At 62.5% G+C, this 12,017-nt stretch carries 10 protein-coding genes; 7 read left to right on the top strand and 3 right to left on the bottom strand.

The genetic code is table 11. The features are described 5' to 3' along the window. Nucleotides 1-36: 36 nt before the first annotated feature. Nucleotides 37-1,569: a DHA2 family efflux MFS transporter permease subunit gene (locus AC3WTO_RS09145; protein WP_492460390.1), complete on the top strand. Its 1,533-nt coding sequence runs from the start codon at nt 37-39 to the stop codon at nt 1,567-1,569. Nucleotides 1,570-1,618: 49 nt separating this feature from the next. Here the strand turns inward: AC3WTO_RS09145 and AC3WTO_RS09140 are convergent, their stop codons facing one another. After that, nucleotides 1,619-2,140: a CAP domain-containing protein gene (locus AC3WTO_RS09140; protein ID WP_492460389.1), complete on the bottom strand. Its 522-nt coding sequence runs from the start codon at nt 2,138-2,140 to the stop codon at nt 1,619-1,621. Between the two features lie 182 nt (nt 2,141-2,322). Between AC3WTO_RS09140 and AC3WTO_RS09135 the strand changes: the two genes are divergently transcribed. After that, a complete protein-coding gene (locus tag AC3WTO_RS09135) occupies nt 2,323-3,141 on the top strand; it encodes a DUF2189 domain-containing protein (protein ID WP_492460388.1) in 819 nt (272 codons plus the stop codon). A gap of 10 nt (nt 3,142-3,151) precedes the next feature. Here AC3WTO_RS09135 and AC3WTO_RS09130 read toward each other — a convergent pair whose 3' ends face one another. Next, nucleotides 3,152-3,736, bottom strand: a complete 585-nt coding sequence (locus tag AC3WTO_RS09130; protein ID WP_492460843.1) for a LysE family translocator — start codon at nt 3,734-3,736, stop codon at nt 3,152-3,154. 297 nt (nt 3,737-4,033) lie between these two features. On the opposite strand from AC3WTO_RS09130, the gene AC3WTO_RS09125 reads away from it, so the two are divergent. Both AC3WTO_RS09125 and AC3WTO_RS09120 read left to right on the top strand, forming a co-directional pair. Then, the gene (locus tag AC3WTO_RS09125; RefSeq protein WP_492460387.1) at nt 4,034-4,894 is read left to right on the top strand and encodes a TIGR01459 family HAD-type hydrolase; all 861 of its coding nucleotides are present in this window, start codon (nt 4,034-4,036) and stop codon (nt 4,892-4,894) included. 10 nt (nt 4,895-4,904) lie between these two features. Further along, entirely contained in the window at nt 4,905-5,888 is a 984-nt protein-coding gene (locus tag AC3WTO_RS09120; protein WP_492460386.1) for a bifunctional riboflavin kinase/FAD synthetase, read from the top strand. A gap of 165 nt (nt 5,889-6,053) precedes the next feature. Here the strand turns inward: AC3WTO_RS09120 and AC3WTO_RS09115 are convergent, their stop codons facing one another. Continuing rightward, nucleotides 6,054-6,617: an HdeD family acid-resistance protein gene (locus AC3WTO_RS09115; protein ID WP_492460385.1), complete on the bottom strand. Its 564-nt coding sequence runs from the start codon at nt 6,615-6,617 to the stop codon at nt 6,054-6,056. Nucleotides 6,618-6,996: 379 nt separating this feature from the next. Here AC3WTO_RS09115 and AC3WTO_RS09110 point away from each other — a divergent pair, with 379 nt between their 5' ends. From AC3WTO_RS09110 to AC3WTO_RS09100, 3 genes are all read left to right on the top strand, one after another. Continuing rightward, nucleotides 6,997-7,806 carry a MipA/OmpV family protein gene (locus AC3WTO_RS09110; protein WP_492460384.1) on the top strand — a complete coding sequence of 270 codons (810 nt, stop codon included), beginning with the start codon at nt 6,997-6,999 and terminating at the stop codon, nt 7,804-7,806. A 394-nt stretch (nt 7,807-8,200) separates the two neighbouring features. Continuing rightward, nucleotides 8,201-11,137, top strand: coding sequence for an isoleucine--tRNA ligase (gene ileS / locus AC3WTO_RS09105; protein ID WP_492460383.1), 2,937 nt, complete (start codon nt 8,201-8,203; stop codon nt 11,135-11,137). A gap of 192 nt (nt 11,138-11,329) precedes the next feature. Beyond that, on the top strand, nt 11,330-12,010 hold the full coding sequence (locus tag AC3WTO_RS09100) for a hypothetical protein (protein ID WP_492460382.1): 681 nt from the start codon (nt 11,330-11,332) through the stop codon (nt 12,008-12,010). The last annotated feature ends 7 nt before the right edge of the window (nt 12,011-12,017 follow it).

The raw sequence follows: 12,017 nt of genomic DNA, 5'->3' as shown, positions 1-12,017 counted from the left end.
CAGGTCGCCGAGCATTCCGTATTGGACGATATTGCCATGAGCGCAGATCAAACCTTTCGCGAAGTCCCGAACCGCGGGCTGGCCACCGTCGCCATCATGGCCGCGACGGTCATGCAGGTGCTCGACACCACGATCGCCAACGTCGCCCTGCCGTCGATGTCTGGCGACCTCGGCGCTTCGCCCGATACCATCAACTGGGTGCTGACCTCCTACATCGTCGCCGCGGCGATCGTGACGCCGATGACCGGCTGGCTGTCCGACAAGTTCGGGCGCAAGGAGTTGTTCCTCGGTTCTGTCGTGGGCTTCGTCGCCTTTTCGCTGCTGTGCGGAATCGCCTGGAGCCTGGAGACGATGGTGCTGTTCCGCTTGATGCAAGGTGTGTTCGGTGCATCCATCGTGCCGTTGTCGCAACTGTTCCTGATGGACATCAATCCCAAGGAACGGCGCGGGCAAGCGATGGCGATTTGGGGGGCGGGCATCATGGTCGGCCCCGTGGTTGGGCCGACGTTGGGCGGCTGGCTGACCGACAGCTACAACTGGCGCTGGGTGTTCCTGATCAACCTGCCTGTCGGCATCATCGCCTTCCTCGGCATGGCGGCGTTCCTGCCCAGCATCCCGAAGCGCGTGCGCGGCTTCGACTTCTTCGGCTTTGCGATGTTGTCGCTGGGCGTCGGCTCGCTGCAGTTGATGCTCGACCGCGGGCCGGACGCCGACTGGTTTTCGTCCACCGAAATCTGGATCGAGACGGGACTGGCGCTGATCGGCTTCTGGGTGTTCATCGTCCACACGATCACGGCTGAGCGGCCATTCATCGATGCCAAGATCTTCCGCGATCGAAATTTCGCGGCGGCGCTGGTGTTCATCTTCATCATCGGCGTCATCCTGCTCGCCGGCATGGCGCTGCTGCCGCCGATGCTGTCGGCCATCTTTGGCTATCCGACGGTGACGACGGGCATGGTGATGGCACCGCGCGGCGTCGGCACGATGATCTCGATGCTGGCAGTTGGACGCCTGATGAAAATGATCGATCCGAAGAAGCTGATCTTCGTCGGCATGCTGCTGACCGCCTATTCATTTTACATGATGTCGGCCTTCACGCCGCAGATGGATGCATGGCCGATCGTGACATCGGGTATCGTCCAGGGCCTGGGGCTTGGCCTGGTGTTCGTGCCGATCTCGACCATGGCGTTTTCGACGCTCAACCCGGCCAACCTGCCGGATGCGACATCGTTGTTCACGCTGGTGCGCAACATCGGCTCGTCGATCGGCATCTCGGCCTTCACGGCGGTGCTGACGCAGAACACGCAGATCAATCACGTCGAGCTGTCGACCTTCATCAACCCGTTCAATCCGAATTTGTGGCTTGCCAATCCCTCGGCGGCGCTGGGTGACCGTACCGCGCTCGCGCAGGTTGACGGTCTGGTCAATATCCAGGCGCAGATGATTTCCTATGTCTCGGACTTCAAGCTGATGGCCCTGGTCACGGCCTGTGCAATCCCGTTGCTGTTGCTGCTGAGATCACCGAAGCAGGCGCCTGCGGGCGGTGCGCCGGCGGTGCATATGGAGTGAGGCAGTAGGCAGTAGGGGATAGGCTGTCAGTTGCCTACTGCCTACTCTGCTATTTCCCCAGCACCAACGCCCAATAGCGCCAGTCCGGTCGCTTGGCGTCCGCGACATAGGCGAGGCCGAAGCGCGTGAAGCGCGGGTCGAGCATGTTGCGCCGGTGTGGCTGCGAGTTCATCCACATGTCGAACAGGCGGTTGAGGTCCATGCGGCCCTGCGCGATGTTTTCGGCGGCCGCCCCCTCGATGCCGTTGTCGGACACGCGCGATGCGAAATCCTTGCCCCAGCCGGTGGTGTGCTCCATGCGCCCGGCGCCGGCCATGTAGCGCGCCTGTTGCAGGGCGGCCTGCTCCAGTTGCGAGTCCGGCGTCATCGTGGACAGTCCTGCGCTGGAGCGGATCTTGCCGACCAGCCCGGAAGCCGACGACGAGGCGCCGCCACCTTCGCCCGTCATGCGCGTCGTGCCACAGCCGGCGAGCGCGACAAGCAGCCCGGAGCCGGTGAGTGCCAGGAAGGCGCGGCGCTGAATTGCGGAAGTGCCACCGACGGTGGGTGAAAGAGCGGATGAAGAAACCATTCGACTTTCCATAACAGTGATCATGGCTTTTAGCAGGCAATGCGTGTCCGGCCTCAACAATCTGTGATGGCGGCGGCGCGACAATAGGAACGAAAACTGTTAGTCTCCCGTCGTTCATTGAGTGGCAGCCAGGAGCGGCCATCCCGCCGATGACCGCCCTCCAACCCGACGGGAGGAAGGTAATGGCCGATTTTCACGTCATGGCAGGTGCGCACGGGCTCGAATTGCCGATCGTGCGCCGCATCACCATCTCGGATCTTTTCGATGCACTGAAGCGCGGCGCCGAGGATTTTTGGGCCAAGCCGTCGCACTACGTCTTTCTCGGCCTGATCTATCCGATCGTCGGCCTGATCCTGACCCAGTGGTCGTCGGGTTCCAATGCCATCCAGTTGATCTATCCGCTGATGACCGGTTTTGCGCTGGTTGGACCTTTCGCGGCAATCGGCCTCTATGAGATGTCGCGGCGCCGCGAACGCGGCATGGATACATCCTGGAAGCGTGCGCTGGACGTGCGCCACTCGCCGGCGCTGCCGTCCATCGCGGTCATCGGTATCATGCTGATGGCGCTCTTCCTGCTCTGGCTGTTCACCGCGCAGTCGATCTACACGGCCTATTTCGGCGAACAGCCGCCGGCGTCGGCGGGTACCTTTATCCGTGATGTGTTGACCACCGGGCAGGGGCTTGGACTGATCCTGTGGGGCAACCTGACCGGTTTTCTCTTCGCGCTGGTGGTTTTGGCAACCACGGTCATCGCTTTTCCGCTGCTGCTCGACCGCGACGTCGGCGTGGTTGCGGCCATCGATACCTCGGTGCGCGCCGTGGTCATGAACCCGGTGCCGATGCTGGCCTGGGGACTGATTGTCGCCGTGCTGCTGGTGATCGGCTCCATCCCGCTGTTTGCCGGCCTCGCCATCGTCATGCCGATTCTCGGCCATGCCACCTGGCACCTCTACCGCAAGGTGGTCGAGCCGGAAGCAAGGGTGGACCGCCGGCCGATGTAGCCTGGAATTTTCAGCGCTGGCTTTCGGTCGCCATCCGCAAGGCCAGCGCAGCCAGGACCGTTCCCATAAGCCAGCGCTGGATCAGCATCCAAAGCGGCCTGCCGGCCAGGAACACCGCAATGGAGCCTGCTGTCACTGCAATGATGGCGTTGACCGACAGGCTGATGGCAATCTGGGTTACGCCCAGCACCAGAAGCTGCGTCAACACCTGGCCCTTGTCCGGGTCGATGAACTGCGGCAACAACGACAGATAGAGCACCGCCACCTTTGGGTTCAAAAGGTTGGTCATCAACCCCATCATGAACAGCTTTCGCGGGCGGTCGCGTGGCAGTTCGCGCACCTGGAACGGCGAGCGTCCGCCGGGCCGCAATGCCTGCCAGGCGAGGTAGAGCAGATAGAGAGCGCCAGCGAGCCGCAATGCATCGTAGGCATAGGGCACGGCGAGCAGCAGCGCGGTGATGCCGAAAGCTGCCGAGAATACATAGAACAGAAAGCCGACCGCGACGCCGCCGAGCGAGATCAATCCGGCTTTCGGCCCTTGCGACAGCGAGCGGGAGATCAAGTAGACCATGTTCGGGCCCGGCGTCAGTACCATGCCGAGGCAGATCAACGCGAAGGCGATGTGATTGGCTGTATCGGGCACGACTATCCCCCGGGGCGGCACCGAAGCAGACGGTGCCGGCGGAAATTGCATCTTTGCCGTGTGTGCCGCAAGAGCATGCCGCCCCGGTTGATTGCGCCAGCGCGGGCTCCTCCTTATGGCCACTGCCCAGCGACGGCAAAAGCTGGTGACAGGCGGGAACGCTTCAGCTAATCCGGGGGCCGTCCTGGTCGTGTCTGGCACCCCAAGCCCGCCGCCGGAGACGCCAACGCGGCCTTTTCCTGGGATGCCATGACGGACCTTTTTGAGACGATCGAGACGTTGACCGCCGTGTCCGGCCGCTACGACGCACTCCTGTGCGACGTCTGGGGCGTGGTCCACAACGGCGAGACGCATTTTCCGGCCGCCGCAACTGCCCTGGCGGAGGCACGCAAGGCCGGCCTGGCTGTCGTGCTGATCACCAACTCGCCACGCCGCAGCGCCGATGTGATCACGCAGATGCGGCTGATCGGCGTGCCGGAGGGGACTTTCGACCGTGTCGTCAGCTCCGGCGACGTAACGCGCGACCTGATCGCTGAAGGCCCGCGCAAGGTGTTCCACCTCGGCCCCGACCGCGACATGAACATCTATGACGGGCTGGACGTGGAGATCTGCGAGGAATTCGAGGCCCAGGTTGTCGTCTGCACCGGCATGTTCGATGACGAAGCCGAGACGCCGGAAGATTATGCGGAGATGCTGGCCAGGTTGCGCGCCCGCAACCTGCCGTTCATCTGCGCCAACCCGGACATCATCGTCGAACGCGGCGAAAGGCTGATCTGGTGCGCCGGTGCGCTGGCTCGCGACTATGCGCAGCTTGGCGGCCGCACGCTGATCGCCGGCAAGCCGCACGCACCGATCTATGCCGCCGCGATGAAGGCGGCGGCGGAAGTTCTCGGGCGCGAGATTCCGCGCAGCCGCGCGCTGGCCATCGGCGACGGCATGATGACGGACGTAAAGGGCGGCGCCGACAACGGCTTTGACGTGCTCTACATTTCAGGCGGTATCCATGCCCGTGACTATGGCGATCCGCTGCGGCCAGATCCGGTACTGCTTGCCGCCTTCCTCGAAAAGCATGGCTATCGGCCGGTTGCCGTCATGCCGCGGCTGAAATAGGAAGGCCGGCATGACCAAGCCGTTCGAGCGCATTGCGGGTGACACGGTGTTGCCACCGCGCCTGCGTGGCGGCGTCGTTGCGATCGGCAATTTCGATGGCGTCCATCGTGGCCATCAGGCAGTCCTGCAACAGGCTCTCGACGAAGCGCAGCGGCGCGGCGTGCCGGCACTGGTTCTGACCTTCGAGCCGCACCCACGTGTGGTCTTTCGGCCGGAGATGCCCCTGTTCGTGCTAACGCCGCCGCCGGTGAAGGCGAGGCTGCTGTCCGATCTTGGCTTCGATGCGGTGATCGAACAGGAATTCACCCGCGAGTTCTCACAGCGTTCGGCTGAATCCTTCATCACCGACATACTCGAGCGCAATCTGGGCATTTCCTGCGCTGTCACTGGCTTCGATTTTCATTTCGGCAAGGATCGGCAAGGTGGCCCGGCGTTTCTCGCTGCAGCTGGCCAACGCGACGGCTTCGGCGTCGTGCAGGTCGAGGCATTCTGCGACGAAGGCAGCGAGGTCATCTCCTCCAGCCGGATCCGCTCGCTGCTGACGGAAGGCAAGCCGGAAGAGGCGGCTGGCCTACTCGGTTACCGGTTCACGGTCGAGAGTGAAGTAATCGGTGGACAGCAGCTTGGCCGCACGCTCGGTTTTCCGACGGCGAACATGCGGCTCTCGCCGCAGACGATCTTGAAGGAAGGCATCTATGCCGTCCGCTTCCGCCGGCAGGACGGCTCGATCCATGACGGTGTCGCGAGCTTCGGCCGGCGCCCAACCGTGGACGACAACGGCGCGCCGCTGCTGGAGACCTTCCTGTTCGATTTTTCGGACAGCCTCTATGGCGAGACCTGCGAGGTCTCGCTGTTCGCCTACCTGCGCGGCGAGGTGAAGTTCGAAGGCCTCGATCCGCTTGTCGTGCAGATGAAGCGTGACGAGGCGGAGGCGAGGGCACTGCTGGCCGGCGTCAGGCCGCTGTCGGAACTCGATGCGAAGATCGCGTTCTAACGAGCACGTCGCCTGTCCGGCAGGGCACGCAAAGGGCGAAAGCGTTTCCCATTTTCCGGCGGAAATCATAGAGCGAGATGCGATCCTAAGGGGTCGGCATTCCGCTCTATCTCTTTGTTACCGCATGATCTTGTCCGAAAAGTCTTCAACTCTTCGGACCATGCTCTAGGCCTTGCTGTTCTTCAGCGCCAGGCCGAAGGCGATGTAGGTCCAGCCTTGGAAAACGAGGTCGATCGCCAGGAAGAGGCCGAGCACCCACAAGCTGCTGACCGGCCATTGCAGGGCGATCAGCAGACCGGCCAGCGCGGTGATGATGCCGCCGGCGATGATCCAGCCAGAACCCTTTTCAGCGCGATGCTGATAGCCGATCGAGGCGCGGATCAGGCCCGCGGCCACCAGCGCGATGGCGAGCAGCAGGGTGAAAACGGTCGATGCCAGCACCGGATTGTAAAAGGCGAAGAAACCAGCCACCGCGTAGAGCAGGCCGCTGAGCAGCCAGTAGAAAAAGCGCCCCCAGCTCTTTACCCCGAAAGCATGGATGATTTCGACGGCGCCGGCCATCAGCATCAGCCAGCCCACGAAATAGACCGAGGCAACCGTGGCGATGAACAGATTGCCGAAGGCGATGCCGCCAAAGACCAGCAGCAAAACGCCGAGCGCCACGAACCATCCCCATTTGGAGCGGGCTTCGCCGATTACGTTCTTCAGTTCGTCCGTGGGCAGGGTCATGGCTGTCCTCTCCAGGGTTGTGCCTGTCACAAGACGAACGATAACGCTGTGCCAATATGACGTCCAGCCAGCGCATGACCCGAAAATCGGAATCGATTTTCGGAAAGGATCATGCGCCAAATCAACGTGTTAGAGCGACCTTTGCGCGTCCGAACGGATGCGCGGCGCTCTAGAGCATTTTGTAGCCAAGTGGAATCACTTGGCGTTACAAAAATGCGACGAAAACAAAAACTTGGAGCGTTTCCGCGTTTCCGTGAAAAACGGAAACGCTCTAGTGACGGAGCCGAAACCGAATGTGTTTGAAAATCGGAGATTTAAATCAAATTTTACCAAGAGCCCCGCATAGACAACGCAACGGTGAGTTGTGCATGGTGTTGTTATGAGTCCTGCAAGGTCCCTTCCTGTCGCGATTGCGGCCGTCGTTCTGTTTGCGCCAGCCAGCGCGCGCGCCGAAGGCGACTTCTTCGGCTGGATTCGCGGCGACTGGTATCTCGAGGTCGGCGTCACCGGGCTGGTCGCGCCGAACTTCGAGGGCGGCAAGAAATATCTGCTCGGCGCCGAGCCGATCATCTCGCTCGGCAAGGCCGGCGGCGATACGAAGTTTTCGTCCCGTAACGACAACATTTCGCTTGGCCTCTACGACAATGGCAATTTCCGCGCCGGTTTGAACGGCAAGCTCCTGTTGCGCCGCGACAGCGACACGCAGGGGCTGGAAGGGCTGGATCCGGTGCGCTGGGGCGGTGAAGTCGGCGGGTTTGCCGAATTCTACCCGCTCGACTGGCTGCGCGTGCGTGGTGAGGTCCGGCAGGGGATCCGCGCGCATCACGGTGTCGTCGCCGATTTTGCCGCCGACGCCTTTTATGACGTCACCCCGGAAGTGCGTATTTCCGGCGGTCCGCGCATGTCGTTCGCTTCAGCCAGCTATTTCGATGCCTATTATGGCGTCAATGCCGCTGAATCCGCGGCTACCGGCCTTGCCGAATACAAGCCGGGTGGCGGCTTGAAATCGGTCGGTGTTGGCGGTGCCGTCACCTGGAAGGTGACCGATCCGATCACGGCAAGCCTGTTTGGCGAGTACAGCCGACTGACCGGGCCGGCTGCCGATTCCAGCCTGGTCAGGCAGAATGGCTCGAAGGACCAGTTCACCTTCGGCATTTCGACCAGTTATCGCTTCGATTTCAAGCTCTAGGCGCATGACATTGGAGCGCAGATGAGTGCTGCAGCCTCTCTGCGCTTTCGGCGCCAGCGCGCCAGGACGTCGGCTTCCGGTCCTCGAAATCTGGTCGTTGCGGCTTTTCCCGTCAGAATTCCGACGCATCGGCAAACGTCGTGACAGTTGCTGTCGGGGAAGCGCTTTATTCCTGTCGTCTTATCCGCTAAAAGCGCGGCCATGACAGCTTTTTCGCGCCCTCGCGGCATCGCGATACGAATTAGTGGCCCGGTGTTCCGGACGGCCTGAGGTCGTCGGAGCCGCCGGGACTTTTTGCGCGGGCCGCTCTCGCGCTTTTTCCATAACATGTTCCAAAACATGCTAGTTCAACGCCCGAGGCTCGCCGCCGACGGGCAACGCATATGGCAGATCGATGAACGACAAAGCTGAAACCCTCGACTATTCGAAGACCCTTTATTTGCCGCAGACGGAATTCCCGATGCGCGCCGGCCTGCCGGAAAAGGAACCGGTTCTGGTCCAGCGCTGGCAGGATATGGACCTCTACAAGCGGCTGCGTGAAACCGCCGCCGGCCGGCCGAAATACGTGCTGCATGACGGCCCGCCCTACGCCAACGGCAACATCCATATCGGGCACGCGCTGAACAAGATCCTGAAGGACATCATCGTCCGCTCGTTCCAGATGCGCGGTTTCGATTCCAATTACGTGCCGGGCTGGGACTGCCACGGCCTGCCGATTGAATGGAAGATCGAGGAAGAGAACTATCGCTCCAAGGGAAAATCCAAGCCGGATCTCTCGCAGCCGGCCGCCATGGTGGCTTTCCGCCAGGAGTGCCGCGCCTATGCGGAAAAGTGGATCAAGGTGCAGGGCGACGAATTCCAGCGCCTCGGCGTCATCGGCGATTTCGACAATCCGTACACCACGATGGCTTATCACGCCGAGGCACGCATCGCCGGCGAATTGCTGAAATTCGCGGCAAGCGACCAGCTCTATCGGGGCTCGAAGCCGGTCATGTGGTCGGTGGTGGAGCGCACCGCGCTGGCCGAAGCCGAGATCGAGTACCAGGACTATGAGAGCGACACGATCTGGGTGAAGTTCCCGGTCAATGGCGCGACCGGCGTGTTCGATGGCGCCCACGTCGTCATCTGGACGACCACGCCCTGGACGATCCCGGGCAACCGCGCCGTCGCCTATTCGCCGCGTGTCGCTTACGGTCTCTATGAGGTCACGGCGGCGGAGAACGATTTCGGCCCGCAGCCGGGCGAGAAGCTGATCTTTGCCGATGCGCTTGCCGAGGATTCATCGGCAAAAGCGAAAGTGACGATAAAGCGGCTGGCCAGCGTCCCTGCGGAAGAGCTTGGCAAGTATACGCTTTCTCATCCTTTGAAGGGGCTTGGCGGCGGCTATGACTTCGTCGTGCCGATGGTCGCCGGCGAGCACGTCACCGACGATGCCGGCACCGGTTTCGTGCACACGGCACCCAGCCATGGCCGCGAGGACTTCGAGGCCTGGATGGATGCCGCGCCGGAACTGCGCAAGCAGGGCATCGATGTCGCGATCCCGTTCCCGGTCGACGATGCCGGCTTCTACACCAAGGACGCGCCGGGCTTCGGTCCGGATCGCGAGGGCGGGCCGGCGCGCGTCATCGACGACAACGGCAAGAAGGGCGACGCCAACAAGGCCGTCATCGAGGCGCTGATCGTGGTGAATGCGCTGTTTGCGCGGGGGCGGCTGAAGCATCAGTACCCACACAGCTGGCGCTCGAAGAAGCCGATCATCTTCCGCAACACGCCGCAGTGGTTCGTCTATATGGACAAAGAACTCGGCGACGGCACCACGCTGCGCAACCGCGCGCTTGCAGCGATCGACGCAACACGCTTCGTGCCGGCTGCCGGCCAGACACGTCTGCGTTCGATGATCGAGGAGCGCCCGGACTGGGTTCTGTCGCGCCAGCGCGCCTGGGGCGTGCCGATCGCCGTCTTCGCCGATGTCGACGGCAACGTCCTGAAAGATGATGCGGTCAATTCCCGCATCATCGAGGCTTTCGAGACCGAAGGCGCGGATGCCTGGTTCGCCGAAGGCGCACGCGAGCGCTTCCTTGGTTCCCGCGCCAACGAGCCATGGACGCAGGTCATGGACATCCTCGACGTCTGGTTCGATTCCGGCTCGACCCATACTTTCACGCTTGAGGATCGCCCCGATCTCAAATGGCCGGCCGACGTCTATCTCGAAGGCTCCGACCAGCATCGCGGCTGGTTCCATTCCTCGCTGCTGGAAAGCTGCGGCACCAGGGGCAGGGCACCCTATGACGCCGTCGTCACCCATGGTTTCACCATGGACGAGGAAGGCCGCAAGATGTCCAAGTCGCTCGGCAACACCGTGGTGCCGCAGGACGTCATCAAGCAGTCCGGCGCCGACATCCTGCGCCTGTGGGTGGCTACGACCGACTATTGGGAAGACCAGCGGCTCGGCAAGACCATCCTGCAGACCAACATCGATGCCTATCGCAAACTGCGCAACACTATCCGCTGGATGCTGGGCACCCTGGCGCATGACGACGGCGCCGAAGTGCCGCTCGCTGAAATGCCGGAACCGGAGCGGCTGATGCTGCACCGCTTGGCCGAGCTCGACGAGGCGGTGCGTTCGGGCTTCGACGCCTTCGAGTTCAAGCGCATCACACGCGCACTTCTGGACTTCATGGTGGTCGAACTCTCGGCCTTCTACTTCGACATCCGCAAGGACGCGCTTTACTGCGACGCGCCGTCGAGCGTGAAGCGCAAGGCATCCGTGCAGGTGGTGCGCCATCTGTTCGACTGCCTGGTGAAGTGGCTGGCGCCGCTTTTGCCCTTCACCACGGAAGAAGCCTGGCTGGACCGCAACCCGCAGGCCGAATCGCTGCATCTCGAACAGATGCCAGTGGTGCCTTCGGAATGGCGTAACGACGCACTGGCCGAGAAATGGCGCAAGGTGCGCCAGGTGCGCAGTGTCGTCACCGGCGCTCTGGAACTGGAGCGTGCCAAGAAGACCATCGGTTCCTCGCTCGAGGCGGTGCCTGTCGTTTATCTCAGCGATGCTAGCCTCGAAGCGGCTCTCGCAGGCATCGACCTGGCCGAAATCAGCATCACGTCGGATCTGGTCATCTCGCATGATGCGGCACCTGCCGACGCCTTTACGCTGCGCGAAGTTCCCGGTGTCGCCGTCGTCATCGCGAAGGCGGAAGATCGTGGCCTCGTCAAATGCGCGCGCTCGTGGCGCTATACCGCCGATGTCGGCTCGGATGCAGCTTATCCCGATGTTTCGGCGCGTGACGCGGCAGCCTTGCAGGAACTGAAGGTGCTGGGCCGTTTCTAGGGGCTCGAGGCCTTGCAACGTCGGTGGTAGTACAGTCGCCGACGTTGCCCTTAACCGGGCGTTGAGGTAAAGACGCGAAATTCCGACGAACAACAATGACAAACTATCGCCGGATTCCCGTTGAATGAGCGCATAGCGTTTCATTTCCGGGCCACCGGGGCTGGCCAGAGGTCGAGAGTGACAAAATTCAACATGACCGAAAGACACCGCGCACGTGCGCTGGTTCTCGTGCCGCTTATGGCCTCAGGTCTTGCGCTGGCTGGTTGTGTCGGTTCGCCGACCTACGGCACAGGCACACCGGCGGGCGAGCAATTGCTGGGCGACGTCTCCAATGCGATTTCGCTGCGTCCGCCAAAGCGTGATGCCATCGACTACAAGCCGCGCGCGACGCTGGTGAAGCCGAAAGCAGGTGCGAAGGAAGCGCTGCCGGCGCCGCAGGACTCGATCACGCAGGCCGCGAACGGCCAATGGCCGGAATCGCCGGAGCAGCGCCGTGCACGCCTGCGCGCCGAAGCGACCGCGAACGAAAACAATCCAAACTATGAGCCAGGCATCGTTGCCGACGACGTGCAGACCGATCCGGTCGCCGTGCGCAAGGCCTTGGCCGAATCGGGTTCGAGCCACCCGCCCGCCCCGGACAGTGGCCAAGCGGTTGCCCGCCGCGCTGAAGTTGCAAAGCGTGTTGCCGCGAGCCAGCAGAGCACGCCGACAAGCCGCCGATACCTCAGCGATCCGCCGGTCGTCTACCGCACCGCGGCCGACACCGCCCCGCAGGGGGATATCGGTGAGGACGAGTACAAGAAGGAACGGCGCCTGAAGAAGGAAGCCCAGGCGAAGGGCGGCAAGTCAGGCTGGTTCGACTGGTGGAACTAAGCCGCCA

Source organism: Mesorhizobium sp. EU05-FHT14A09 (assembly GCF_058790995.1).
Note: the sequence above shows the minus strand (reverse complement) of the source record. Positions and strands in the feature narration are given on the sequence as shown.

Coding starts and splice junctions, on each gene's coding strand:
- AC3WTO_RS09140 (WP_492460389.1), bottom strand. CDS start 2,140: ATGGTTTCTTCATCCGCTCTTTCACCCACCGTCGGTGGCACTTCCGCA.
- AC3WTO_RS09100 (WP_492460382.1), top strand. CDS start 11,330: ATGACCGAAAGACACCGCGCACGTGCGCTGGTTCTCGTGCCGCTTATG.
- AC3WTO_RS09120 (WP_492460386.1), top strand. CDS start 4,905: ATGACCAAGCCGTTCGAGCGCATTGCGGGTGACACGGTGTTGCCACCG.
- AC3WTO_RS09125 (WP_492460387.1), top strand. CDS start 4,034: ATGACGGACCTTTTTGAGACGATCGAGACGTTGACCGCCGTGTCCGGC.
- ileS (WP_492460383.1), top strand. CDS start 8,201: ATGAACGACAAAGCTGAAACCCTCGACTATTCGAAGACCCTTTATTTG.
- AC3WTO_RS09145 (WP_492460390.1), top strand. CDS start 37: ATGAGCGCAGATCAAACCTTTCGCGAAGTCCCGAACCGCGGGCTGGCC.
- AC3WTO_RS09130 (WP_492460843.1), bottom strand. CDS start 3,736: ATGGTACTGACGCCGGGCCCGAACATGGTCTACTTGATCTCCCGCTCG.
- AC3WTO_RS09115 (WP_492460385.1), bottom strand. CDS start 6,617: ATGACCCTGCCCACGGACGAACTGAAGAACGTAATCGGCGAAGCCCGC.
- AC3WTO_RS09110 (WP_492460384.1), top strand. CDS start 6,997: ATGAGTCCTGCAAGGTCCCTTCCTGTCGCGATTGCGGCCGTCGTTCTG.
- AC3WTO_RS09135 (WP_492460388.1), top strand. CDS start 2,323: ATGGCCGATTTTCACGTCATGGCAGGTGCGCACGGGCTCGAATTGCCG.